The 24150-nt window shown below is 62.5% G+C and carries 25 protein-coding genes and 1 pseudogene; 5 read left to right on the top strand and 21 right to left on the bottom strand.

The genetic code is table 11. The features are described from left to right. Window positions 1-43 precede the first annotated feature (43 nt). On the top strand, window positions 44-865 hold the full coding sequence (locus QCL51_RS12820; RefSeq protein WP_323600920.1) for a Ku protein: 822 nt from the start codon (window positions 44-46) through the stop codon (window positions 863-865). A 23-nt stretch (window positions 866-888) separates the two neighbouring features. Here the strand turns inward: QCL51_RS12820 and QCL51_RS12815 are convergent, their stop codons facing one another. Genes QCL51_RS12815 through ligD form a run of 5 tightly spaced genes read right to left on the bottom strand, consistent with a single transcriptional unit; the run spans window position 889 to window position 6493 of the window. Then, entirely contained in the window at window positions 889-1548 is a 660-nt protein-coding gene (locus QCL51_RS12815; protein ID WP_275966888.1) for a glycosyltransferase, read from the bottom strand. Further along, window positions 1545-2144, bottom strand: coding sequence for a class I SAM-dependent methyltransferase (locus QCL51_RS12810; protein ID WP_021784723.1), 600 nt, complete (start codon window positions 2142-2144; stop codon window positions 1545-1547). The genes QCL51_RS12815 and QCL51_RS12810 overlap by 4 nt, the downstream gene beginning before the upstream one ends. 11 nt (window positions 2145-2155) lie before the next feature. Next, the gene (locus QCL51_RS12805) at window positions 2156-2911 is read right to left on the bottom strand and encodes a PIG-L family deacetylase (RefSeq protein ID WP_103444393.1); all 756 of its coding nucleotides are present in this window, start codon (window positions 2909-2911) and stop codon (window positions 2156-2158) included. Beyond that, window positions 2908-3951, bottom strand: coding sequence for an acyl-CoA dehydrogenase family protein (locus QCL51_RS12800; RefSeq protein ID WP_103444394.1), 1044 nt, complete (start codon window positions 3949-3951; stop codon window positions 2908-2910). Before QCL51_RS12800 ends, QCL51_RS12805 begins: the two co-directional genes overlap by 4 nt. Window positions 3952-3991: 40 nt before the next feature. Beyond that, window positions 3992-6493 (bottom strand): DNA ligase D, encoded by a 2502-nt coding sequence (ligD, locus tag QCL51_RS12795; RefSeq protein ID WP_274118762.1) that lies wholly within the window; start codon window positions 6491-6493, stop codon window positions 3992-3994. Between the two features lie 127 nt (window positions 6494-6620). On the opposite strand from ligD, the gene QCL51_RS12790 reads away from it, so the two are divergent. Beyond that, a complete protein-coding gene (locus QCL51_RS12790; protein WP_021784719.1) occupies window positions 6621-7085 on the top strand; it encodes a hypothetical protein in 465 nt (154 codons plus the stop codon). Beyond that, window positions 7082-7306 carry a metallothionein gene (locus tag QCL51_RS12785; protein WP_021784718.1) on the top strand — a complete coding sequence of 75 codons (225 nt, stop codon included), beginning with the start codon at window positions 7082-7084 and terminating at the stop codon, window positions 7304-7306. Before QCL51_RS12790 ends, QCL51_RS12785 begins: the two co-directional genes overlap by 4 nt. Window positions 7307-7414: 108 nt before the next feature. On the opposite strand, the gene QCL51_RS12780 is transcribed toward QCL51_RS12785, so the two are convergent. Genes QCL51_RS12780 through QCL51_RS12765 form a run of 4 tightly spaced genes read right to left on the bottom strand, consistent with a single transcriptional unit; the run spans window position 7415 to window position 11398 of the window. Then, window positions 7415-8377 (bottom strand): lysylphosphatidylglycerol synthase domain-containing protein, encoded by a 963-nt coding sequence (locus tag QCL51_RS12780; RefSeq protein WP_021784717.1) that lies wholly within the window; start codon window positions 8375-8377, stop codon window positions 7415-7417. Continuing rightward, window positions 8377-9579, bottom strand: coding sequence for a cardiolipin synthase ClsB (clsB, locus tag QCL51_RS12775; protein ID WP_021784716.1), 1203 nt, complete (start codon window positions 9577-9579; stop codon window positions 8377-8379). The genes QCL51_RS12780 and clsB overlap by 1 nt, the downstream gene beginning before the upstream one ends. Continuing rightward, on the bottom strand, window positions 9576-10349 hold the full coding sequence (locus tag QCL51_RS12770; RefSeq protein WP_252461365.1) for an endonuclease/exonuclease/phosphatase family protein: 774 nt from the start codon (window positions 10347-10349) through the stop codon (window positions 9576-9578). The genes clsB and QCL51_RS12770 overlap by 4 nt, the downstream gene beginning before the upstream one ends. Continuing rightward, the gene (locus QCL51_RS12765; protein ID WP_103444400.1) at window positions 10346-11398 is read right to left on the bottom strand and encodes a DUF72 domain-containing protein; all 1053 of its coding nucleotides are present in this window, start codon (window positions 11396-11398) and stop codon (window positions 10346-10348) included. The genes QCL51_RS12770 and QCL51_RS12765 overlap by 4 nt, the downstream gene beginning before the upstream one ends. Before the next feature lie 124 nt (window positions 11399-11522). On the opposite strand from QCL51_RS12765, the gene QCL51_RS12760 reads away from it, so the two are divergent. Next, entirely contained in the window at window positions 11523-12074 is a 552-nt protein-coding gene (locus QCL51_RS12760; RefSeq protein WP_021784713.1) for an ATP-dependent Clp protease proteolytic subunit, read from the top strand. Between the two features lies 1 nt (window position 12075). On the opposite strand, the gene QCL51_RS12755 is transcribed toward QCL51_RS12760, so the two are convergent. Beyond that, window positions 12076-12474: an NUDIX hydrolase gene (locus tag QCL51_RS12755; protein WP_021784712.1), complete on the bottom strand. Its 399-nt coding sequence runs from the start codon at window positions 12472-12474 to the stop codon at window positions 12076-12078. A 296-nt stretch (window positions 12475-12770) separates the two neighbouring features. Here QCL51_RS12755 and QCL51_RS12750 point away from each other — a divergent pair, with 296 nt between their 5' ends. Beyond that, window positions 12771-13040, top strand: coding sequence for a DUF6555 family protein (locus tag QCL51_RS12750; protein WP_021784711.1), 270 nt, complete (start codon window positions 12771-12773; stop codon window positions 13038-13040). A gap of 78 nt (window positions 13041-13118) precedes the next feature. Here QCL51_RS12750 and QCL51_RS12745 read toward each other — a convergent pair whose 3' ends face one another. The 11 genes and pseudogenes from QCL51_RS12745 to paaK all read right to left on the bottom strand — a co-directional run bounded on the left by QCL51_RS12745 (window position 13119) and on the right by paaK (window position 24116). Continuing rightward, window positions 13119-13289 carry a hypothetical protein gene (locus tag QCL51_RS12745; protein ID WP_153811166.1) on the bottom strand — a complete coding sequence of 57 codons (171 nt, stop codon included), beginning with the start codon at window positions 13287-13289 and terminating at the stop codon, window positions 13119-13121. A gap of 249 nt (window positions 13290-13538) precedes the next feature. Continuing rightward, window positions 13539-15593, bottom strand: coding sequence for a phenylacetic acid degradation bifunctional protein PaaZ (paaZ, locus tag QCL51_RS12740; protein ID WP_274118761.1), 2055 nt, complete (start codon window positions 15591-15593; stop codon window positions 13539-13541). Window positions 15594-15630: 37 nt separating this feature from the next. Then, window positions 15631-16863 carry an OprD family porin gene (locus tag QCL51_RS12735; protein WP_021784708.1) on the bottom strand — a complete coding sequence of 411 codons (1233 nt, stop codon included), beginning with the start codon at window positions 16861-16863 and terminating at the stop codon, window positions 15631-15633. 39 nt (window positions 16864-16902) lie between these two features. Beyond that, window positions 16903-18465, bottom strand: a pseudogene (locus QCL51_RS12730) (cation acetate symporter); the annotation flags it as partial. Next, the gene (locus QCL51_RS12725; protein WP_004374508.1) at window positions 18462-18770 is read right to left on the bottom strand and encodes a DUF485 domain-containing protein; all 309 of its coding nucleotides are present in this window, start codon (window positions 18768-18770) and stop codon (window positions 18462-18464) included. The gene QCL51_RS12725 and the pseudogene QCL51_RS12730, both read right to left, overlap by 4 nt. A gap of 151 nt (window positions 18771-18921) precedes the next feature. Beyond that, window positions 18922-19998: a 1,2-phenylacetyl-CoA epoxidase subunit PaaE gene (gene paaE, locus QCL51_RS12720; protein WP_021784706.1), complete on the bottom strand. Its 1077-nt coding sequence runs from the start codon at window positions 19996-19998 to the stop codon at window positions 18922-18924. Window positions 19999-20013: 15 nt separating this feature from the next. Further along, complete coding sequence (paaD, locus tag QCL51_RS12715) at window positions 20014-20547, bottom strand: 1,2-phenylacetyl-CoA epoxidase subunit PaaD (RefSeq protein WP_021784705.1); 534 nt, start codon at window positions 20545-20547, stop codon at window positions 20014-20016. Continuing rightward, entirely contained in the window at window positions 20534-21292 is a 759-nt protein-coding gene (paaC, locus tag QCL51_RS12710; RefSeq protein ID WP_021784704.1) for a 1,2-phenylacetyl-CoA epoxidase subunit PaaC, read from the bottom strand. The genes paaD and paaC overlap by 14 nt, the downstream gene beginning before the upstream one ends. Before the next feature lie 8 nt (window positions 21293-21300). Next, window positions 21301-21582 (bottom strand): 1,2-phenylacetyl-CoA epoxidase subunit PaaB, encoded by a 282-nt coding sequence (paaB, locus tag QCL51_RS12705; RefSeq protein WP_004374528.1) that lies wholly within the window; start codon window positions 21580-21582, stop codon window positions 21301-21303. 25 nt (window positions 21583-21607) lie between these two features. Beyond that, entirely contained in the window at window positions 21608-22597 is a 990-nt protein-coding gene (paaA, locus tag QCL51_RS12700) for a 1,2-phenylacetyl-CoA epoxidase subunit PaaA (RefSeq protein WP_010954157.1), read from the bottom strand. A gap of 199 nt (window positions 22598-22796) precedes the next feature. Next, entirely contained in the window at window positions 22797-24116 is a 1320-nt protein-coding gene (gene paaK, locus QCL51_RS12695) for a phenylacetate--CoA ligase PaaK (protein WP_028697434.1), read from the bottom strand. Window positions 24117-24150 lie beyond the last annotated feature (34 nt).

Here is a 24150-nt window from a genome sequence, read left to right as displayed (position 1 = left end):
GCAGTCACTTCTGGTATCAGCAGGCAACCCTGGGAGCACCCTCATGGCTCGGGCAATCTGGAAAGGCGCCATCAGTTTTGGCCTTGTGCACATCCCCGTGGCACTCAATACCGCCGTGCGCACCGAGCGTGTGGATTTCGACTGGCTGGACAAGCGCAGCATGGAGCCGGTCGGCTACAAGCGGGTGAACAAGGTGACCGGCAAGGAAATCGACAAGGACAATATCGTCAAGGGCGTAGAGTTCGAGAAGGGCCGCTACGTGGTGATCAGTGAGGAGGAGATCCGTAAGGCCCGGCCCGAAGCGACCCAGACCATCGATATCTTTTCCTTTTTAGAAGCGGGCGACATTCCGCTGCAGCATTTCGATACGCCTTACTACCTGACACCGGACCGCCGTGGCGGCAAGGTGTATGCCTTGCTGCGCGAGACGCTGGAAAAGACCGGCAAGGTGGCCCTGGCCACCGTGGTATTGCACACCCGGCAGCACCTGGCGCTGCTGCGGCCCCTGGACGATGCGCTCGTGATGATCACCTTGCGCTGGCCTGAGGAGGTGCGAGGGCTGGAAACGCTGGAGCTGGACTCCAGCGTCACCGACAGTAAGGTGGAGAAGCGCGAGCTGGAGATGGCCAAGCGCCTGGTAGAGGACATGAGCGGGCCCTGGAAGCCTGAGGATTATCATGACGCCTTCCGCCAGACGATCATGGACCTGGTGGAAGAGAAAGCTAGCAAGGGCAAGATCGAGGCGGTGGAGAAGGGCGACGCAGGTGGGGCCGAGAAAGGTGCGGACATCCTCGACCTTACCGAACTGCTCAAGCGCAGCCTGGGTGGCAAGAAACCGGTGAAAAAAGCGCGCAAAGCTTCATGAACACTGCCGAAATCCCAGTGATTTCAGGACTGCGCCTGTAACCCGGCCAAATAATCCCCAAACCCCTCGCGGGCGCGGCTATCGCGCCGGCTGCTGGTGGCCACACTATGCCTGGCGGTCCAGACGATCTGGGCACCGCTGGCCTGCAGGTCGCTGACCAGTTGCACATCTTCATGCGCCGCCAGGGGCTGGAAGCCACCTACACGCTCATAAGCATCGGTACATACCCCCAGATTCGCGCCGTGCACATGCCGATGCCCTTCACACGCCTGGTAGCGGCTCTGGTACAGCTTGCGCAGCGCGGCGGTCTGCCAGGGTTGCCAGTAATCGACATGCACGGTGCCGCAAACCACCTCGGCGCTACAGGCCAGCTGCGACAGCAGCCAGTGCGCAGGGACTCGGCTGTCCGCATCAGTGCACGCCAGCCACGTGGCGCCACGCTCGACCATGTGCGCCGCCCCAACACGACGTGCCATGCCGACATTACCGGCATCCACCTCCAGCGTGTGTACACCGAAACGCCGCGCCACGGCGGCGCTGCCGTCGCTGCAGCGGTCCAGCACCACCAGCACTTCCACGCGCAGTCCCGCTTGCTGCGTCTGCCGGGCAGCCACCAGCACCGCCCGCAGGCATCGCCCAAGGCGGCGGGCTTCGTTATGCGCAGGGATGACAACGGCGATCATGGGCACGTCTCATCGAGATCGACAACGCTTGGCTGGCATGACCAGCACTCCAGCAAAAAGTCCGCCTCCTCATGCCGGAACTGCTGATGCAACGGCAAATGCCGGGTCAACATACGGTGCACCTCGCGACCATCCTGCGGGCAACCCGCGATAGGGTGCTTCCAGTGGCAGGCCAGTAGCGTGCCGTCGTAGCCAAGGCTGGCCACCGACTGTTCGATCACCTGCAGCCAGTCGGTGGGATCAAGGTAATAGCCGACCTCGCTGAGCACGATCAGGTCAAAGCGGCCGCCCGGCCAGTCCCCTGGTAGCCGGGCCCGCTCGACCGTAGCATTGTGCAGGTGCGCCAGGCGTTCCCGGGCCAGGCCTACGGCCGTCGGGTCCAGGTCCTGGCATAGCAGGTCAGCGCAGCGCTCGGCCAGCAGCGCACTGAGCTCGCCATTCGCGCAGGCTGGCTCGAACACACGCTGATAGCACTGCCGTGGCAAGCTGGCCATCACCAGCTCGCGTTTGCGCTTCTCATACCAGCGGGTGCGAAAGGCCCAAGGATCTTCATTGGTGGCGTATAGCTCGGCAAAATACTGAGGATCGAGGCTCATGACAGCTCCATTCAAAGGAACACCAGTTCGAAAGGTTGCAGAAGGCAATCCAACAGGTGCGGCGGTAGCACCGGCGGCTGCTCGCCGTCCGGCTGCAGCTGGCTGACGTGAGCGGCCAAAGCTTTGCGCTTGCGTGCCAAATGGCTTTCATCGAGCTGCAGACGGTGCGCACGGGGCCATGGCAGGCGCGGGTCGTCAGGCTCAGCCCAGTGCCAGGCCCAGACCGGTACCTCAGCCAATTGCACCCCACGGGCTGCAGCCGCCTGCGCAGCGGCGCGGCCGACGGCCTCGTGATCGCAATGGCCGTCACTGCGCCAGGTGGCCATCAGCAGATCATTGGGGCGAAGTAACTGCGTGAGGTGACTGGCCAGAAACGCTTCTTCGCGCGGCAACTGGCCGTCCTTCAGATGGAGCCTGCGCCAGTCCAGGCGCTCAAGGTCGAGGTCGAGCTGTTGCAGGGCCTGTCGGCTTTCCTGAGGGCGTTGGCGGCGCAAGCGATGCTCGGTCCAATGGCTGGAGCCGGGGTGGCTGCCTTCGCCGTCGGTGGCGGAGACCAGCACCAGCTCATCCTCGCGCCCTTTGAAGCCTGCCAGCAGGCCGCCGGCCATGAGAATTTCGTCATCCGGATGCGGCGCAATCAATACCAGCCGGCGCCCCGGCGGGCACAGTTGGCGTGCGTCGAGCCAGGTTGCACGCGCCAGGTGCGCGCTATGCTGCCAGGCTGTCCAGGGCGTGCCACCGGCGGACTGGATCAGGTTCTGGTTCATAGCTGCCATACCCCCGCTGGCAAATGGGCCAACTGCTGGCCCAGCATCGCCAGATCGCGCTCGGCATGGCTCTGGCGAAGGAACACCGGCAGGTCGGCGCTCAGCCGGGCAAAATGACTGCTGCGACAGAACGGCGTGGCCCCCAAGGCACGACCGACGTGGCTGATAACCTGCTCTACGGCCTGTTCTACCTGGGCGCGGGTGCGGCGAACTTCGAAACTGGCATCCACGCCGGGCTGTTGATCGATCCAGGCAGCACATTCACGCAGTGATGCACGGGCGCCATGCAACGCAGCGTCCACAGCCCCCAGATGCGCATCGGCATGTGGGTCTGGGCGGGGTTTGCGGCAATGCTCACGCAGGTAATCCGCCAGCGCCTCGGCCGCGCCGTACCAGCAAGCGGCGATACCCGCACCGCCTTGCCAGAAACCAGGACGCGAGAGGTATTGGCCTGGCGTGCCAATGAGCGTGCCTGGAGTATCGTTGAAAGCCACCTCGACACTGGCGGTGGTGGCCATGCCAACGGCCTGCCAGTGTTCGATGTTCAGCCCCTGGCTTGGCTGTGACAGCTCGATTGCCACCAATTGCGGCTGCTCGGCCTCATCCCAGGCGGTAATCAGCGCGCGATCGATCTGCAAGGCACCTGAACACCAGGCTTTGGTGCCGTTCAGGCGCACCTGGTCGCCTTCACGCGCAGTGATGTGGACACGTGCATCGGGCGGCTCTGCCGCCCACACGCCCCAAATGCCGTCGTTGGCGTGGTGCGCTGCGCCACATTCCGCCAGGATCGCCAGGGCATCGGTATGGCCCTCATAGAGCTTGGCCAGCGCCAGGTCGCAACCGGCCACCCGTGCCAAGGTCTGCCAGCGACGCAAGGTGTTGCCTTGCCCCGGCAGCGGCAGCAGGTCGAGGTGATCAGCTTGCAGCGCCTGGATCAGTTGCGGCAATTGGGTATCCAGATTGAGCGGTAACTGGCGTTCGCCAAAGGTGCGTAGAAGGCGGTCAAGGGTGGTCAGATTGAAGTCCTGAACGATGCTCATGGTCGGGCCTCCCGGGTCGTGTCCAATCGCTTGGTCGTCATCATTCGAGCCCTAGCTGCTTGCGCATGCGCGCGGTGATCGACTGGCGTACCTTGCCCATGTCGGCCCAAGGGTCGTCGACCTCCGCCAGGCGCTCGCGCAGGTTGGTGATGTTCCATTGGTTGGCGGCTTTGATGTGCGCCAGCTCATCACGCCAGATAGGCACCGATACAGGCAGCCCCTCACGGGCACGCAGTGAGTAGGCGCACGCCGTGGTGGCGCCCTTGCCGTTGCGCAGGTAGTCGATGAAGATGCGTCCCACGCGATTTTTCGGCCCCGACACCGCGCTCAGGCGCTCCGGAAACAGCTTGGCCAGGTTACCGACGATGGCGTGGCTGAAGTCTTTGACCTCGTCCCAGCCGGCTCGCCGGGTCAAGGGGACAACGACGTGAATACCCTTGCCACCACTGGTTTTCAGGAACACCTTCAGGCCCAGTTCGTCTAGCAGGGTGAGGGTCAGTTGGGTCGCCTCCACCATCGCCTTCCAGGGCAGCGCGGGGTCAGGGTCCAGGTCGAGCACGAAACGGTCCGGTTTGTCGAAATTCTTGTCCGTGGCGTTCCAGGTGTGCAGTTCCAGCATGTTCATTTGCACCGCGCCCAGCAGCGTGTCCGGGCGATTGATGACCATCGCCGCCTGGCCTGCCTCGTCCTTTTCGTAGCTGAGTACGTTGGGTATATGCAGCTGGCCCGCGTTTTTCTGGAAGAACAGCTCTCCGCCCAAGCCGTCCGGGGCGCGCACCAATGCCACCGGGCGGTGCTTGAGCTGGGGCAGGATCCACTGGCTGATGCCGGCGTAATACTCGGCAACCTCGCGCTTGGTCGCCCCAGTTGAAGGATCGATGACCCGGTCGGGGTGGGTCAGCCGCAGTTCACCCAAGTTTTCAGGCGCCTTGGCCTGCTTGTTGCGGTTGGATACAGTCTTGGCGGGCATGGCGCGCTCCAGGTCAATGGCGGTTGCTGCCTTGTCATCGCGCAGGCCGTGGAATACCGAATGGCGCACGATGCCGTCACGGGTCATTTGGGCATAGGCAACTTCGGCCAACAGCTGCGGCCGCAGCCAGTGCACACCACGCGCCTGGGCACCGGCGGGCGGCGAGGGCAGGGCTGGCTTGGCGATTTCCAGGGGCTTGAGCCGCGCGTGGATGCTGGCCAGTGTCGTGGAATTGAAGCCGGTGCCTACCTTCCCGGCATAGCGCAGCTCGCCACTGTCATTGTCGTGCAGGGCCAGCAGCAGGGCCCCAAAGCCGCTCCGGCTGCCTTTGGGGTCGGTGTAACCGACGATCACGAATTCCTGGCGTTGCTTGCACTTGAGCTTGATCCAGTCCGGGCTGCGGCGGCCGCTGTAAACACTGTCAGCACGCTTGCCGATCAGGCCTTCCAGCTTCAGCCGGCAGGCACTTTCGAGCAGTGACTCGACAGGTTCGTCGAAGTCGGCGGAATACTTGATGACGTCGGAATGGTTGTGCTCAAGCAGTTGGCGCAATGTATCGCGGCGATTTTGTAGCGTTAGCTGCCGCAGGTCCTGACCGCCCAGAAATGGCAGGTCGAACAGGTAATAGGTGATGTGTTCGTCGTGCTCGGTATCGAAGGCGTTCTGCAACGCCTGGAAGTCAGCCATGCCATTCTCATCAGCCACCACCATTTCACCGTCGAGCCAGGCCGAGTCGATACCGAGCGCGCGCAGGGCGGCAACCTGCCGGGGCATCTTGCTGCTCCAGTCATGGCCGTTGCGGGTGAACAGGCGGATGTCCTGGCCCTTGATGCGGGCCAGGATACGGTAGCCATCGAACTTGACTTCGTAGCGCCAGTCGCCGCTGGGTGGAGAATCCACTAGCGTGGCCAGCTGCGGCTGCAACTGCGCTGGCAACGGTGCAGTCTGAGCTTTGCCGGGGCGTTTACGACTACTGCGCGGTGTAGCGGCTTTTTTTGCAGCGGGTTTGCGTGGCACCAGCGTGCGCTCGCTGAGCACGCTGTCGGGCAGGGCCTCGACAATGCTGTACTCCGCTTCGCTGCGCGCCTGGGCATCGTGTGACTTGACCAGCATCCATTGCTCTTTCTTGCCGGCCAACTGGGTGCGGAATAGGTTCCACACGCCGCCAAGCTTCTCACCTTGCAGGCGGAAACGCAGCTTGCCTTTGGCGTAGGCTTCATGCGCATCGCCTTCAGGCTCCCAAATGCCACGGTCCCAGACGATCACATCGCCTGCACCATAGTGGCCTTCAGGGATATGCCCCTCGAAATCGGCGTAGTCCAACGGGTGGTCCTCCACATGCACTGCAAGGCGACGCACCTTGGGGTCCAGCGATGGGCCTTTGGGGATCGCCCAGCTTTTCAAGGTGCCATCGAGTTCCAGGCGGAAGTCGTAGTGCAAGTGGCTGGCGTCGTGTTTCTGGATGCAGAACTGCAGCGCATGAGCCCGCTTGCCCCGGATGCGTTTGCCGCTGGGCTCGGGTGTGGCGTTGAAGTTGCGCTTGCGCGTGTATTCCTGCAGGGGCTTGGCCATGGCGGGCTCCGGGCAGATCACAGTCTCTAAGGTGGGAGGCGTCGGCCGAGGCGGTAGTTCAAAAAACTCTGAATCTTCCGTGAGCTGGCGCAGTCGACCGAATGAAGCCAACTGATGGAGAACGCACATGGCCCGACCCGATGAACCTAAGCCGTACACACCCACCGAAATCGATGACACCGAAGACCGCATGGGCAGCGTGCATGAGCTGGATTTCGATGAACGCCTGGATGAGCGTGAAGGGCGTGTGGGCGACGAACGACCGGCCGCCGAAGTCGCCCGTGAGTTTCCCCCCCGACGCGTGGCGCAGAGTGGCATGACCGGCGGCGAGGCGCTGAGTGACAGCCTGCATGAGGACAATGTCACCTACGACGATTTGAGCCCGGACACGCTGCTGGACGAAACCGGTGCCCGCGATCCCCACGAGCCGGGCGGCAGAGGCGGCCCGACAGACCAACGCCTGCGGCAGGTGGATGCCGATGAGATTGGTGGCGGCATTGGCCTGGACGAGGCCGAACTGGCCCGATCCGCGCCGCTGGATGGGGTGCCCTGGACCGATGATGTGATTGACGACGAGGAGAGCAAGCCATGAACGATCAACGCTGCGCGTGCACGCACTGTTCCTGCACGGTGGATGCCAATGCCTTGGAGCGCGACGGCAAGGCATATTGCTGCGAGGCCTGCGCCACCGGCCACCGCAATGGTGAGCCATGCCGGATGCAGGACTGCCATTGTGGTGACAAGCCGGGCGAGAGCGCGGTGGACAATGCGCTGGATGAAACCTTCCCGGCGAGTGATCCGATCTCGCCCTGAAGCCGATAGGCGGACTGCCCTTCCAGGCGATCGCCCATCAGGGGACAAGGTGCTCTGGCACCGGCTTTGCCGGTGCCACGCAACGCGTCACATTTGCCCCAGGGCACATCAGGTCTGAGAGGTCTGAGCAGGCTTGTCGCGCCGGCGCATGGCCTTGGCGCGCTTTTCCAGGATCAGGTAGGTCACCACCGCCAACAGCAGCGGAATCAGGTAGTACAGCGTGCGGTAGCCGAGCAGGGCAGCCACCAGCGTGCCTTGGGCCATCTGCCCGTGCAGCAAGGCCAGAAACACCGCTTCCAGCACACCCAGCCCCGCCGGAATATGCGCCACCACGCCAGCGACGCAGCTGATCAGCAATATGCCCAGAATCGACGGGTAGAACGCTTCGCCCGGCAGCAACCAGAAGATCAGCAGCGCCATCAGTGCCCAGTTGCTGGCACCCAACGCCACCTGGCACAGCGCCAGTCGCAGCGAGGGCAGCGTCACTTCGTGATCGCGCCAGCTCCAGGTGCGCTTCTTGGCAACACCACAGGCTAGCAGGTAGCCGCCCGCAATTGCCAGCAACAGCAGCCCGATCAGGCGCAGGCCTGTAGTGCCTACCGCCCAGTTGCCGGGCATCTCGACCAGGCCCAGGGCAAATACGGTGCCGGCCAGCAGCATATAGCCCATCCAGTTGGTCAACAGCCCCAAGGTGAGGATTCGCGTAATGGTCGCGGTATCCAGGCCCAGTCGGCCATAGAGCCGGTAGCGCAAGGCGACCCCGCCTACCCAGGTTGTGAAGTTGAGGTTGAAGGCATAGCACACGAACGCGACTGGCAATACCTGTCGGGCAGGTAGTGTATGGCCGGTGTAAGCCCGGGCCAGCAGGTCGTAACTGGCGAACGCGAGATAGCTGCACAACGCGATCGCCAAGCCGATGGCCAGGGTGCCAGGTTTGTAGGCCAGCAAAGACTGGCGTACTTCATTCCAGTCCAGATTACGCGCCAGCAGGTACAACAGCACAGGGATCAGGATCAGGAACGCAAGCGTAAACAAGCGTTTGCCCCAGGTTTGCCAGCTTTTGCGCGCCATCAGGAGTTGCCCTCGTGCAGTTTGCCCTGGGGTTCGACCTCCGGCTGCACCGAGCGCAAACGCTGCCGGTGCGCAGGGAACCAGCCCGCAATGCGCGGGAAGTGGCGGATCACGTGGAAGCACGCGAAGATCAACGGTGCCCGCCACCAGTAGCCGCGAATCATGCGCTCCAAGGTGACCGGTTTGCATTGCTCGCTGGCCAGAGCCTGCAAATGCTGGTGCAGTTGCTGGTTGAAGGCCCGATCACGAATGAACAGGTTGGCCTCCAGGTTGAACGACAGGCTCAGAGGATCGAGGTTGCTGGAGCCAACGGTGACCCATTGGTCGTCCACCAGTGCCACCTTGCCGTGCAACGGCCGCTGGCAGTACTCATGAATCATCACGCCGTCGCGCAGCAGGTAGTTGTACAGCAGGCGCGACAATGCCCGTACCCAGCGCATGTCAGGCTGGCCCTGCAAGATCAAGTGAACCTCCACGCCACGCCGGGCCGCGTTACGCAACTCACGCATCAACCGATAGCCTGGAAAGAAGTACGCATTGGCGACCACGATGCGTTGCCTGGCCTTGCGAAAAGCCTGAAGGTAGTGCGCTTCTATATCGTTACTGCGCATCCCGTTGTCGCGCTCGATCAGCACAGCGTCGCTACCCCCGGCAGGCTCGGTAACCGGGCGTACAGCACTGGGGGGCTGCAGCACGGGGGACATCAGGCGCTTGCTGGAGGCATGTACCTGCGCGACCACCGGGCCGGTGACCTCCACGGCATAGTCCTGCTTGGCCATGGCACCAAAGTCGCCCAAATGGTCGGCGCTGTAGTTGATACCGCCGATGAAGGCCCGCTCACCATCGACCACCACGATCTTGCGGTGCAAACGGCGGAACAGGTTGGTGCGCATGCCCAATAACCGGGGTTGTGGATCGAACGCGTGAAAGCTTACGCCCGCGTCGGTCATCGCTGAAATGAAGGCCGCCGGCAGGTCGGCTGTGCCGTAACCGTCCGCGGCCACTTCCACGCGCACCCCGCGTCGGGCAGCGTCGATCAACACCTGCTGCAATTGCTGACCCACCTTGTCGTCGAAGATGATGAAGGTTTCCAGCAGTATTTCTTCCCGCGCCTTGGCCATGGCCTCGAATACGCGGGGGTAGTACTGTTCGCCGTTGATGAGCAACTGCACGCTGTTGCCTTCTACCCAAGGTCGGTTCACAAGTTGATCTCCGCAGCCAGTGGTACGTGGTCGGACAGATGCGACCACGGGTATTTGGACAGCACCTGAGCAGCGCCCGGTATGGCGTTACGCACGTAGATGCGGTCCAGGCGCAACAACGGCAGGCGCGCCGGGAAACTGCGCGCCGGGGTGCCGAAGGCCTCTGTCAGGTGTTCGCTCAGCACCGCGTCCGCCTTCAGCCGCCAGTCGTTGAAATCGCCGGCGATGATGACCGGTGCTTTGGGCGGCAGGCTGGCCAGCAGGTCCAGCATCAGCTTTACCTGGCTCTGCCGGTGGGCCTCCCGCAGGCCCAGGTGTACGCATACCGCATGCACCTCGTCATGGCCCGGCACCTCCAGCTGGCAATGCAGCAGGCCACGCTGTTCATTGCCCTGCACCGAGACATCCAGGTTGTCGAAGCGGCTGATGGGGAATTTTGACAGCAGCGCGTTGCCGTGATCGCCATGGGGATACACGGCATTGCGGCCATAGGCGAACTGCGGCCACATGCTGTCGGCCAGAAACTCGTATTGCGGCGTTTCTGGCCAGGCAGGGTGGCGCAGGGCATGCTGCTGATGACTGCCGTGCACCTCTTGCAAAAACACCAGGTCGGCGCCGGTGGCCCTTACGGCCTCGCGCAACTCGGGCAAGATGAAGCGCCGGTTGAAGAAGGTGAAGCCTTTGTGCACGTTCAGCGTCAACACATTGAGCCGGCGTACAGCGGTTACCTTGTCGATGATGCAGCGTGGGGTGGGCAGGGGCTTGTTCACAAGGCCACCTCCGGCACCATGCCAGGCTCGGTCATCAGCTCATGATCCAACGACAGCTTTTGCAGCAAGCGCCTGGCGTCGTATGGCGCGTGAGCCTTCTGGTCGTTGTCGAAGTAGCAGTATACATCCCGTGCCGCACGCCGAGGCGGCGGCCCCGGCACGACCAGGTGGGCATCGTCCGCCTGGGTACCTTCGCTCCATTGCTGGATACGCTGCTTCCAGCGCCGCAGCGCGCGTGCGGTATATCCGCTGCTGTACAACTCCACATCCCCGTGCAGGCGCATGTAGACGAAGTCGGCGGTCACGTCTTCGACACAGGGCCATTTGCCTGCGCTGTCGGCGACTACCAGCGCTACGCGATGCTTGCGTAAGAGCTTGATGAAGGCTTCGCAGAGGAAACTCTCGTGGCGGATTTCCACGGCGTGACGCAAGCGTGCATTGCCCTTGATGGCAAGGCTGCCATTGCCCTTGAGGCGTTCGGCGCAGCCTTGGGCGCGTTCACGGGCCGCTTTGCGGGTGTGAGGCAGCAGCTCGAAAAACCGGGCAAAACGGTCTTCATCGAACTTCATGCTGGGAGGGAACTGCCACAGGAATGGCCCGAGCTTTTCGCCCAACAGCAGCGGCCCGGAGGCAAAAAAGTTGGCTACTGGCTCTTCGATGTCCTTCAGCCGCCGCACATGGGTGATATAGCGCGGCCCCTTGACCGCGAACACGAAGCCGTCCGGTGTTTGTTCACGCCAGCCCAGATAACGCTCGGGCGTTTGCAGGCTGTAGAACGAGCCATTGATCTCGATGCTGTTCACCGCCCGTGAAGCGAATGCCAGTTCATCGTCCTGCTTCAGGCCTTTGGGGTAGAAATCCTTGCGCCAGGGGCCATAGCGCCACCCGGAGATACCGATGCGAATATCGCTCACGCTGCCGTCCTCACTGCCGGTTCCTTGTTCGGTCGCTCTGAAAGTGCGACCGGCAAGGGCCGGCAAGGGTTCACAACGCTTGACCAACGGAACTGCTGACGCCGAGTTGAACTTTGCGGCAACTGGCGTCTCCACCGCATACCCGCTTCATGGCAGGGTGCCAGGACCAAGTTCGACCGTTTCGCCTTCTGGCAAATGGCCGGGCAGGGTGACGATGTGCAGAAGAACAAGCAATGACCTGCCACCCCTGGAGGCAAGCATGGCCAGACATATCATCCACTTCACCGGACCGATCAATTCGTCCACCTGCGGCAACCTGATCAATACCTGCTCGCGAGCATTGCAACAGGGTGCCGAAACACTGCAACTGAACATCGCCACGATGGGCGGCGAGTGCAGCTATGGGTTTACCCTGTACAACTTTCTGCGGGCGTTACCCGTGGAGGTGCATACCCACAACCTGGGCACGGTGGAATCCATGGGCAATATCCTCTTCCTGGCCGGAGAGCGACGCACGGCTTGCAGTTTCAGCAAGTTTCTTTTCCACCCGTTTCATTGGACCTTGCATGGCTCGGTAGACCATTCGCGGATGTCCGAGTATGCAATGAGCCTGGATTACGACTTGCGTCTGTATGCGCAGATCGTGGCCGAGCGTACAAAAGGCGCGACCGAGGTACTGGATGTAACGCGGTATCTAATGGCCTATCCACGGATACTGGGGCCGCAGGAGGCGCTGGAAGCCGGGATGATCCATACAATCGATGAAATGCCGATCGAGACGGATGCAACTCAATGGAGTGTGCACGCTTAGTTTAACGAACTGACGCCGCAGTGCCCGGGTCACAAGCCAGCAAGGAGCGGATCAGGGACTTGATCTCGCCCTTTACCGTAGCCACCTGGTCCAAGTGAGCAAAGCGGCAATCGGAAATTTCATGCCGGGCCTTGGGTTGCGGTGCGTCGGCAAATTCCGCTGCGAACACGTAATGCATCCGCTCTGGCGTTTCGTGGCGCATCAGCAAAATCAGCGACTCAGCCTGCAGGCCGGTCTCTTCCAGCAACTCCCGCTCAGCGGCCTGCATTGGCGTCTCGCCGGCCTCGATCTTGCCGCCTGGAAGGGTCCAGGGCGCGTTGGGCTTTCTCACCCACAACCATTTATGGCGCTGCTTGCCATGTCGGCAAATGATGGTGGCGCGATGCTTGACTGGCTTCATTCCGGCTCCTGGGCAATTCCTTTATTGCATGAAGTTTCGGCCCTGGCTGGCAATAAACGTTGCGTTGAAGCTGACGAACGGTCACCTCCGTGACGCAAACATCTTGCCTGCGTGTTTTTCGTGCCATCGGTCAGCTGACTGCAAAGGCAATGAGCGCAACGAGGAGCTGGACTCTCGGAACCTAGGCAGGGCACACGTTCGGCCACTGGTACCAAAGGTTCGACAAAATTTTGAATCTTCTGGTCACGGCCCGATCAATCAGAATGTCATCCATGGAGAAGAGGAGGCCCCCTGCGATGCCTAGCCCACAGCTGTACATAATTGATTACAAACTGCATGGCCAGCCGCGCAGTTTCATTATTCGCCTGGAACGCCTGGATAATGCCGAGGCCTGGCATTGGGCAAGTTGTGATGCGGGCATCGGCATCATTCCCAAGTTCGGTCGCGAGAAGATCAGGAAAGTCAGTCGGCCGATGGCCGAGCGTTATGGCGTTACCGCCGTGAGTTGGCGGATTTCGGGGAGCAAGCCCAACCAGTCGGTGGGTGGTCCGGCGGCGGTGGTTTAATACCTCGCCTGCACTTGGAACAGGAAACTGCAGGAGCGGACGTGCCCGCTCCTGCAGGATACGATGATGCTCATGTTGTCATGCGCCGGACTCAGGGTCGCTGGCTGGGACGCCAGGGCGGTTTTCATCGTCATCCGTCACATTGGGGTCGGCATCAGGATCGTCTGCCCGATCGTTGCGTCTATCAGGCTCCAGCTCCGGCCAATCATCTTCAACATTGCCGCCGCCCATTCGCAGTAGGAAATCCATTGTGCAGTCCTCGTTCATGATCCTCATGAATTGTGATCGACAGGTGCACGCCAGAGATCCACTGGGCAATGGCAGTCGCTGACCAACGGTTTCAGTTGCCTGAGTACTTCACTACAACCACGTACGCGCACTTCCCAAGTGCCTTGGGCAGCTACTGGCCTCTTCGCGGGTGAACCCGCTCCTAAGAGGGCGCTGTGCAGTACCGGGCAAAGGCGGCTTGCCCGGGAAGAGGCCGGTAGCTTCAACCCATCATTCTGGCTTTTTCAGCACCAAGGTCAGGATGTCATAGCTGGCCACCAGTTCACCCAGCTGATTGGTTACCTCCACATCCCATGCCACCACCCCCTGCGGCTGCCCCAGCGGGCTGGTCTTGCCCTGGTCGATCTTGCGCTTGCAGGTCAGGCGCGCCTGGATGGTATCGCCAATGCCCACCGGGTTGATGAAGCGCAGGGTGTCCAGCCCATAGTTGGCCAGCACCGGGCCGGCGCCGGGCGACACGAACAGCCCGGCCGCTGCCGACAGTACGAAGTAACCATGGGCAATGCGTTTACCGAACTGCGAGGCCTTGGCGGCGATTTCGTCGAAGTGCATGTAGAAATGGTCGCCTGACAGGCAGCCGAAATTGACCAGGTCAGCTTCTGTCACGGTGCGGCGATGGGTGAGCAGCGACTCGCCGACACGCAGCTGCTCGAAGTAGCGACGGAACGGGTGCACTTCGGTTTCGATCACTTCGCCGCCGCGCACGTACTCGCCGGTGACCGCCGTGAGCATGCTCGGCGAGCCTTGTACTGCGGCGCGCTGCAGGTAGTGCTTGACCGCACGCAGGCCACCCAGCTCTTCACCACCACCGGCGCGGCCCGGGCCACCGTGCTTGAGCTGCGGCAGCGGCGAGCCGTGACCGGTGGACTCCTTGGCGGCCTGGCTATCGAGCACCAGCAGACGGCCATGCCAGGCAGCAGCCACCGGGATAGCCTTGGCGGCCACGCTGCGGTCGGCGGTGACCAGGGTCGCCACCAGGCTGCCTTTGCCACGGGCAGCCAGTGCCAAGGCTTCGTCGAGGTCGTCATAGGCCATCAGCGTACTGACCGGGCCGAACGCTTCGATGTCGTGGGCGCCGCCCTCGGCATGTGGGTCGCGGGCCTGCAACAAGGTCGGGGCAAAGAACGCGCCTTCAGCCACGCCTTCACCACGTGGGGCAAAGCCATCGCTGGCGCCAAACAGTTGATCACAACTCTGCAGCAGGCTGCGCACCCGCTCGCCAACGTCGCGCTGCTGGTCATGTGAGGCCAGGGCCCCCATGCGCACGCCTTCCAGCGACGGGTCGCCAACCACGACCTTGCTCAGGCGCTCGCGCAGGCGGGTGGCAACGGCATCCAGGTGCCTGGCCGGAACGATCGCGCGGCGGATGGCGGTGCATTTCTGCCCGGCTTTAGTGGTCATTTCACGCACCACTTCCTTGATGTACAGGTCGAACTCTTCGCTGTCCGGTGTCACGTCCGGGCCGAGGATGGCGCAGTTGAGCGAGTCGGCCTCGGCAGTGAACGGCACCGAGTTGCGAATCAGGTTGGGCGTCACGCGCAATTTGGCAGCGGTATCGGCAGAACCGGTGAAGGTCACCACGTCCTGGCCTTGCAGGCGATCAAGCAGATCGCCGGTGCTGCCTATCACAAGCTGCAGGCTGCCTTCGGGCAGCAGGCCGGAGGCATTCATCAGGCGCACCACGGCCTCGGTCAAATAGCTGGTCGAGGTCGCCGGCTTGACGATGCAGGGCATACCGGCGAGAAACGTCGGGGCAAACTTTTCCAGCATGCCCCAGATGGGGAAATTGAACGCGTTGATGTGCACCGCAACGCCTGCCCGTGGCACCAGGATGTGACTACCGGCGAAATGGCCTTGTTTGCCCAACGGTATGGCAGGCCCCTCGTGCACCAGGTTACCCGAAGGCAGCTCGCGACTGCCGATGCCGGCATAGGAGAACAGCGTGGCGTTGCCGCCTTCGATGTCGATCCAACTGTCGGCCCGGGTGGCGCCGCTGTGGTGCGACAGGGCGTAGAGCTGCTCCTTGTGCTCGGCCAGGTACAGGGCCAGGGCTTTGAGGCGTTGGGCACGTTGTTGGAAATCCATGCCCATCAGCGAGGCAAGACCGCGTGCACGCGAGTAGTCCACGGCTTCGGCGAAGTCAGGGCGCTCTTCATGGCTGTAGGCCAACACGTGGCCGTCGAGGGCGCTACGCAGGGCCTGGGCGCCGTGCTGGCCGAGCCAACGGCCGGCGATGAAACTTTGCAGAGTAGGGGCGGCAGACATGCTGTTCTCCATGCTGTTCAAAATGTGAGGGGCGCTGTTACCACAGCGCCAGGGTGTAGCCGATGATCAGGCGGTTTTCGTCCACGGCGTTGGTCAGGCCGTTGCCGGAGCGGAAGGTGACATTGCGCCAGCGCAGGCTGACGTCCTTGAGCGGACCGCTCTGAATGACATAAGCGATGTCGGTATCGCGCTCGCGCTCGCGGCCATTGGTCACGGTGGCAGTTTCGGCGTGGCGACCGTCGGTGTAGCGGGTCATGAAACTCAGGCCGGGGAGGCCCATGGCTACGAAGTCGTAGTCGTAGCGCACCTGCCAAGAGTCCAGCCCGGCCCGGGTGAAGGTGTTGTAGGTGACCAGGTTGACGGTGAACGGGTCGCCGCCGTTGACGAACGGGAAGGCGCTGTCACCGGACATCTGCTGCCAGGTGGCGGTGAACTTGTGCGCCCGCACGCCCAGGGTGAACATGGCGTTGAAGTTACGGTTGTCGATATTGCCGGCACGCTCGGCACCGTCGTTGCGGCTGTCGAAGTAGCGCAGGTCACTGCGCAGGCTCACACCTTCTGCCAGTGGGCGGGTATCGATCAGCCCGACAAACTGCTGACGGTAGATGTCCTGAAGCTTGGCGTAGTAATAGCTGACCGTGGTTTGCGGGGTGATGGCGTAGCTGCCACCACCAAAGTCCAGGTGGTCACTGCTGGCTGCGCCATAGCCGATATCATCGCGACCAGAGGAATCGCGCAGATTGGCCTTGGTCAGGCGTCCGGCATTGAAGGTGAGGCCATCAAGGTCCTGACTGGTGAGCAGCCCCCCCTGGAAGGTGGACGCCAGCAGGCGGGTGTCGTTGTACACCACCACCGGCAGGATCGGCTGCAAGGTGCCCAGGCGCAAGGTGCTCTTGGACACACGAACCTTGCCGGTCAGGCCCAGCTCACTGTAGTCGTCGACCGGTTCGTGGCTGTTCGGGCCAAACGGCAGCAGGCCGGTGTTACGACGGTCGCGGCTTGAGTCGAGCTTGATGCCCAACTGGCCCAAGGCGTCCACGCCAAGGCCGACCGGGCCCTCAGTGAAGCCCGACTCCAGCTTGGCGGTAAAGCCCTGGCCCCATTCCTCGGCCTTGGCCTGCGGTGCGTTGCTTTGGCGGAAGTCGCGGTTCAAGTAGTGGTTGCGCAGCTCCAGGCGAGCATGGCTGTCGCCGATGAAGTCGGCCAGCGCGGGCATGGGCAGGGCGAGGGTGGCCAGCCAGGCGGCTGACAGGAAGTGTGTGCGGTTCATTGTTGTTGTTTTACCCGACATGTCTGTTCGTCCTTGAAGTCAGTGTTTGCTGGCGCCAGCTGCGCCGATACCGGTCATGGAGCGGATGAACTGGCCCAGGTAGCGACCACGCTCTTCAACGGCACGTTCGGAGCTGTCGGTAACCGAGAATACCCAGGCACTGAGGAAAGCCAGGCTCATGGAGAACAGCGCCGGGTTGCTGTAGGGGAACAGCGCCGTTTCGTTGTGCAGCACGTTGACCCACACCGCCGGGCCCAGCACCACCAACAGCACCGCCGAGACCAGCCCGGCCATGCTGCCGCACACCGCGCCGCGAGTGGTCAGGCCTTTCCAGAACATCGAAAGGAGCAGCACCGGGAAGTTGACCGAAGCGGCCACCGCCAGTACCAGGCCGGAGAGGAAGGCAATGTTCTGCGACTCGAACATCAGGCCCAGGATCACTGCCAGCAGGCCGATGACCAGTGTGGCAATGCGCGACACGCGCATTTCCTCTTGCTCGGTAGCCTTGCCTTTGCGCATCACGCAGGCATACAGGTCGTGGGACACTGCCGAAGCCCCGGACAGCGCCAGGCCGGCGACCACCGCCAGAATGGTGGCGAAGGCCACGGCAGAGATGAAGCCGAGGAACAGGTTGCCACCCACGGCCTGGGCCAGGTGCACGGCGACCATGTTGCCGCCGCCGATGATTGCGCCGGTGGCGTCGCGGTAGGACGGCTCGGTGCCGACCATGACGATGGCGCCAAAGCCGACAACGATCAGCAGCAGGTAGAAGTAACCAATGAAACCGGTGGCGTAGAACACGCTCTTGCGTGCTTCCTTGGCATCACTGACAGTGAAGAAGCGCATCAGGATATGCGGCAGGCCAGCGGTACCGAACATCATGCCCAGCCCCAGTGAAATAGCGTCCACCGGGTTGGACAACAAGCCGCCTGGGGCCATGATCGCCTGGCCCTTGGCATGCACGGCCACGGCGCTGGCAAACATGGCCTCGGTGCTGAAGCCGAAGTGCTTGAGCACCATGAAAGCCATGAAACTGGTACCCGACAGCAGCAATACCGCCTTGATGATCTGCACCCAGGTGGTGGCGAGCATGCCACCGAAGGTGACATAGGCAACCATCAGCACGCCAACCAGCATCACGGCGTACAGGTAGCTGATGCCGAACAGCAACTCGATCAGCTTGCCGGCACCGACCATTTGCGCCACCAGGTACATCAGCGCCACAACCAGAGTGCCGAAAGCCGAGGTCAAGCGCACCGGGGTTTGCGCCAGCCGGTAGCTGACCACATCGGCAAAGGTGTACTTGCCCAGGTTGCGCAGGCGCTCGGCAATCAGGAACAGGATGATCGGCCAGCCTGCCAGGACACCGAGGGCATACAACAGGCCGTCGTAGCCGTTCATGAACATCATCGCGGAAATGCCCAGGAACGAAGCGGCACTGATCATGTCCCCAGCGATCGCCAGGCCGTTCTGCATGCCGGTCAGGCCGCCGCCGGCGGTGTAGAAGTCGCTGGCCGAGCGGGTACGCAGGGCAGCCCAGCGGGTGACCAGCAGGGTGAAGCAGACAAACACCATGAACATCGAAATGGCTGTCCAATTCATTGTGCGCACTCCTGCTTGACCTTGTCGTTGAGCGGGTCGAGCACGTTGTTGGCGCGGTGCACGTAGATGCCGGTCAGGGCAAAGGACAGCAGCACCATCAGCACGCCCACCAGCATGCCGACCGTGGTCACGCCGCCGCTGAGGGACTGGCCGAGGGTGCTGGGCGAGAACGCGACCAGCAGGACGAAGCCGTAGTAGACCACCAGCATGGCCAGGGTCAGGCTGCCGTTCAGGCGGCGTTTGCGTCGTACCAGGTGCTGGAAATCGGGGTGGTTGGCGATGCTTTCTATGCGTTCGGGTGTCATGGCAAGCGATCTCTTGGTTTTGTAATTGTTTTGTTGAGGTCACGCGGGGTATTGCGTTGTTGCTAAGGCCCTCTTCGCAGGTAGGATGCTGCCCCAAGGCCTTGCGCAGGCCTTGCAGGGGCGGGTTTACCCGCGAAGCAGTCGATTCGGTCTACAACTGGTCGAAGTCAAGCACCACCTTGTCGCTCACCGGGTAGGTCTGGCACGACAGCACATACCCGGCCGCCACTTCGTAATCTTCGAGGGCATGGTTGCTGTCCATCTCCACTTCGCCCTCGATCACCCGGCACTTGCAGGTGGAGCACACACCGGCCTTGCACGAGTACGGCAGCTCGGCGCCAATGGCGTTGCCGGCGTCCAGCACGTTCTGTGTGTTGCGCGGCAGGTCGAAGCTCAGTGCCCGGCCATCGCTGATCACGGTGATATGGCTAAGCGCCGAATCCGCCTGGCGTGCCGCCTCACGGGCTTCGCGGCGGGCCTCGCTGCCGGCGGCGGCGAACAGCTCGAAATGGATGCGTTCCTTGGCCATGCCGTTGGCCTGCAGGCTGTCACGCACGGTCTCGGTCATCGCCTGCGGGCCGCAGATGAATGCTGCGTCCAGGCCGGCAACGTCCAGCCAGCGCGAAAACAGCTGGCCGCATTTGTCGGCGTCGATGCGGCCGTTGTACAGGTCGACGTCCTGCTGTTCGCGGCTGAACACGAAAATCAGGTTCAAGCGGTCGAGGTAACGGTTCTTCAGGTCTTCGAGCTTGTCGCGGAACAGCGCACCCGAACTGGATCGGTTGCCGTACAGCAGGGTGAAACGGCTGCGCGGCTCGCTGGCCAGCGTGGTGGCGATGATCGACAGTATCGGGGTGATGCCGCTGCCGGCAGCCACCCCCAGATAATTGCCCTGGCGAGCCGGGTCCAGAGGCACGAAGAAGCTACCCGATGGCGGCATCACTTCCAGCTGCTGGCCGGCCTTGAGCACTTCATTGGCAAACGCCGAGAAGCGCCCGCCCGGCACGCGCTTGACGGCCACGCGCAGCTCGCCGTCCTGCACGGCGCTGCAGATGGAGTAGGAACGGCGGACTTCTTCGTTGTCCAGCTGGGTACGCATGACCAGGTATTGGCCCTGAGTGAAGCGGAACTGGTCCTGCAGGTGCTCGGGCACATCGAAGGCAATCGATACCGCATCACGGGTCTCATTGCGCACTTGCTTGATGGTCAGGCTGTGAAACTGGCTCATGGTGGTCTCCACGGCTCAAATGCATTTGAAATAGTCGAATGGCTCCAGGCACTCGCGGCAGCGGTACAGCGCCTTGCAGGCCGTGGAGCCGAACTGGCTGAGCAATTCGGTATGGGCGCTGCCGCATTGCGGGCAGCACACCTGGGGCGCTTCGCCGAGCAGGCTGCGCTTGCTGGCGCTGCCTTGCGGCGGCGCAATGCCATAAGCGCGCAGGCGCTCGCGGCCCAGTTCGGTGATCCAGTCAGTGCTCCAGGCCGGGGTCAGCCGGCGCTCCAGGTCTGGCGCGGTGAAACCGGCCTGCTCCAGCGCCTGGCGGATATCCCCTTCGATGACTTCGGTGGCCGGGCAGCCAGAGTAGGTCGGGGTAACCACCAAGTGCAGGTGGCCAGCGCGCCAATCGACATCGCGCACGATCCCCAGGTCGACCACGCTGACCACCGGCACTTCAGGGTCCATGACCTGGCCCAGTACCGCCCAGGCCCGGGTCAGGTCGTCACCTTGCTGTGCCCGCGCGCCGCGGTCACCGGCAATCAGTTCACCAGGTTGCATCGGGGTAGGCCCTTGGCAGGAACTGCATTTCGGCCAGCAGCAGGCCCAGATGCTCGGTGTGCAGGCCTTTGCGGCCATCCAGGTAGAAGTGGCTGGCGGCCTTGGGCAGCGGCAGTTCGACCGAAGCAAAGGTCTCCGTGACCTGCTTCAGCCAGGTGGCGCCGACGGTCGCTGGGTCGGCGGCGATACCGCATTCCGCCAGACGGACTTCGTTGTCGCTGCCAGCAGCGAGTTCGACGGTGAAGCGCCACAGTGCCGGGATAGCGGCGAGCATGCGCTGGCGGCTGACATCGGTACCACCGCCCAGCCGTTGTACCCACTCGCTGGACCGGCGCAGGTGGTAGGTGACTTCCTTCAGGGCCTTGGCGGCAATCCCCGCGATTCGCGCGTCGCTGGACTCGACCAACCCCTGCAGCACGGCGAAGTGCCACGCGTCGTAGAGGAACTGCTTGCTCATGGTCACGGCGAAATCACCGTTGGGTTGCTCGACCAGCAGCAGGTTGCGGTAGGCGCGCTCGTCACGGCGGAACGCCAGGGCATCGGCATCCCGGCCATCGTCGAGCAGCTCGGCGGCATACTCCAGCCAGTTGCGGGCCTGGCCGACCAGATCGAGGCCGACGTTCATCAGGGCCAGCTCTTCCTCGATGGCCGGGGCGCGGCCACACCACTCACAGAGGCGCTGGCCCTGGACCAGGGCGCTGTCGCCGAGCAACAGCAGATAGGGGATTAGGGCTTCTTTATGCATGTCCCACCTCACATGTGTCCGACTTCGTCGGGCAGCTCGTAGAAGCTGGCATGGCGATAGACCTTGTCGTCCGAGGGGGCGAACAGCGGGTCTTTCTCGTCGGGGGAGGAGGCGGTGATCAGCGCCGATGGCACCACCCACAGGCTCACACCTTCGCTACGGCGGGTGTAGAGCTCGCGGGCGTTCTCGATGGCCATGGCGGCATCGGCGGCGTGCACGCTGCCGACATGTTTGTGGTTAAGGCCGTGCTTGCTGCGCACGAACACTTCGTAGAGGGTCCAGACAGACATTTTCGATCTCCGCATCAATCGCCGCTCAGGCGGCGTTCTTGTTCTGTTGCTTGCGCGCATAGGCCACGGCGGCCTCGCGTACCCAGGCGCCATCCTCGATGGCCTTGCGCCGGGTGGCGACACGTTCCAGGTTGCACGGGCCATTGCCCTTGATCACTTCGTAGAACTCGTCCCACTGGATTTCACCGAAGTCGTAGTGGCCGCGCTCGGCGTTCCACTTCAGCTCAGGGTCAGGCGCAGTGCAGCCAAGCAGTTCCAGTTGCGGCACGGTCTGGTCGATGAAGCGCTGGCGCAGTTCGTCGTTGGTCTGGCGTTTGATCTTCCAGGCCATCGACTGGGCGCTGTTGGGCGAGTGTTCATCGCTAGGGCCGAACATCATCAGTGCCGGCCACCACAGGCGGTTGATGGCGTCCTGAACCATGTCGCGCTGGGCTTGGGTGCCCTGGCGCATCATGGTCAGGAGCATTTCGTAGCCCTGGCGCTGGTGGAAGCTCTCTTCCTTGCAAATACGGATCATCGCGCGGGAGTAGGGGCCGTAAGAGGTGCGCTGCAGTACCACCTGGTTGACGATGGCGGCGCCATCCACCAGCCAGCCCACAGCGCCCATGTCGGCCCAGCTGAGGGTGGGGTAGTTGAAGATGCTCGAGTACTTGGCCTTGCCGCTGTGCAGTTTGGCGATTTCTTCGTCGCGGTCAGCCCCCAGGGTTTCCATGGCGCTGTACAGGTACAGGCCATGGCCGGCTTCATCCTGGATCTTGGCCATCAGCTGCAGTTTGCGCTTGAGGCTGGGGGCACGGGTGACCCAGTTGCCTTCGGGCAGCATGCCGACGATTTCAGAGTGGGCGTGCTGGGAGATCTGCCGGATGAGGGTCTGGCGGTAGGCCTCGGGCATCCAGTTCTTGGCTTCGATCTTGATTTCGGCGTCGATCTTTTCCTGGAAGTTGCGTTCCTCGGGGGACATCTCTTCCAGCGACTTGATGCGCTTGACTCCGGTTTCCACTAGCTGTGCGTACATGTGCTGCGACTCCTGCTAAGGCATGAGTCATTTGTAAGCGATACAAAACATAACGTCAAACACATTTATGTGTATCAAGTAAGATTTATGTATCACATTGACAGCCAAGAGGGCTGTCGGGCAGCAGCGTGTGCCCAGCAGAACGCAGGCAAAAAAAAGGCCCCGGACAATGCCGGGGCCGAAAAGGCAGCCGAATGGGTCAGCTGGCCAACCGTCTGTCGAACACGTGGCACGCCTTGCCCTCGGAGCGCTTGAGCGTGCCGCAGGGCTGCAGATGAACCTGGGTGCTGATGCCGATGTAAGTCTTGATCTGTTTGCTCAGCTCGCCGATCACCAGCTTGCGCTGGCCCTCATCGAGGTGCTGACACTCGCCACGCAACTCCACATGCACCTCGACGCTATCCAGGTTGCCGTTGCGATACAGATGAATCTCATAAAGCTCAGATAGCTGTTTTATTTTTAGGACCTGTTCCTCGATCTGGGTCGGAAACACGTTGACCCCGCGAATGATCAGCATGTCGTCACTGCGGCCGGTGATCTTGCCGATCCGCCGCATCGGCCGAGCGGTGCCGGGCAGCAGCCGGGTGAGGTCGCGGGTGCGGTAGCGCACCATCGGCAATGCCTCTTTGCTCAGCGAGGTGAATACCAGCTCGCCCAGTTGGCCATCCGGCAGCACTTCACCGGTAGCAGGGTCGATGATCTCGGGATAGAAGTGGTCTTCCCAGATGGTCGGGCCGTCCTTGGTCTCGATGCACTCCATTGCCACCCCGGGCCCCATGATTTCCGAAAGGCCATAGATATCGAGGGCATCGATACCCAGGCGCTGCTCGATCGAGCGGCGCAGTTCATCAGTCCAGGGCTCGGCACCGAAAATCCCCAGTCGCAGCTTGAGGTGGTGTGGGTCGATGCCCTGGCGCTCGATTTCATCAGCCAGGTTGAGCATGTAGGACGGGGTGACCATGATGATGTCGGGCTGGAAGTCGCGAATCAGCTGCACCTGCTTTTCGGTCTGGCCACCGGACATGGGGATCACGGTGCAACCCAGGCGCTCGGCGCCGTAGTGCGCGCCGAGCCCGCCAGTGAACAGCCCATAGCCGTAGGACACATGCACCTTGTCGCCTTTGCGCCCGCCGGCCGCACGAATGGAACGGGCAACCACATTGGCCCAGGTGTCGATATCGTTCTGGGTGTAGCCGACCACCGTCGGCTTGCCGGTGGTGCCGCTGGAGGCATGCAGGCGTACCACCTCTTCCTGGGGCACGGCAAACATGCCGTAGGGGTAGTTGTCGCGCAGGTCGTTCTTGCCGGTGAAGGGGAACTTCGCCAGGTCTTCCAGGCACTTGAGGTCATCGGGGTGGGCGCCATACTCGGCAAAGCGCTGGCGGTACAGCGGCACATTGTCGTAGGCGTGCTTCAGGCTCCAGCGCAGGCGCTCCAGCTGGTGTTGGCGCAGGGCATCGACGCTGGCGGTTTCCATCGGGTCCAGCAGGGCACGATCGGCATCATGGTACATGTTCATGGCTTCACTCGAATTGTTCTTGTACGCCGCGCGC

It is taken from the genome of Pseudomonas sp. LTR0 (genome assembly GCF_036630035.1).
In the GTDB taxonomy this organism is placed as follows: Bacteria; Pseudomonadota; Gammaproteobacteria; order Pseudomonadales; family Pseudomonadaceae; genus Aquipseudomonas; species Aquipseudomonas putida_Y.
This window is presented reverse-complemented; position numbering and strand designations above follow the sequence as displayed.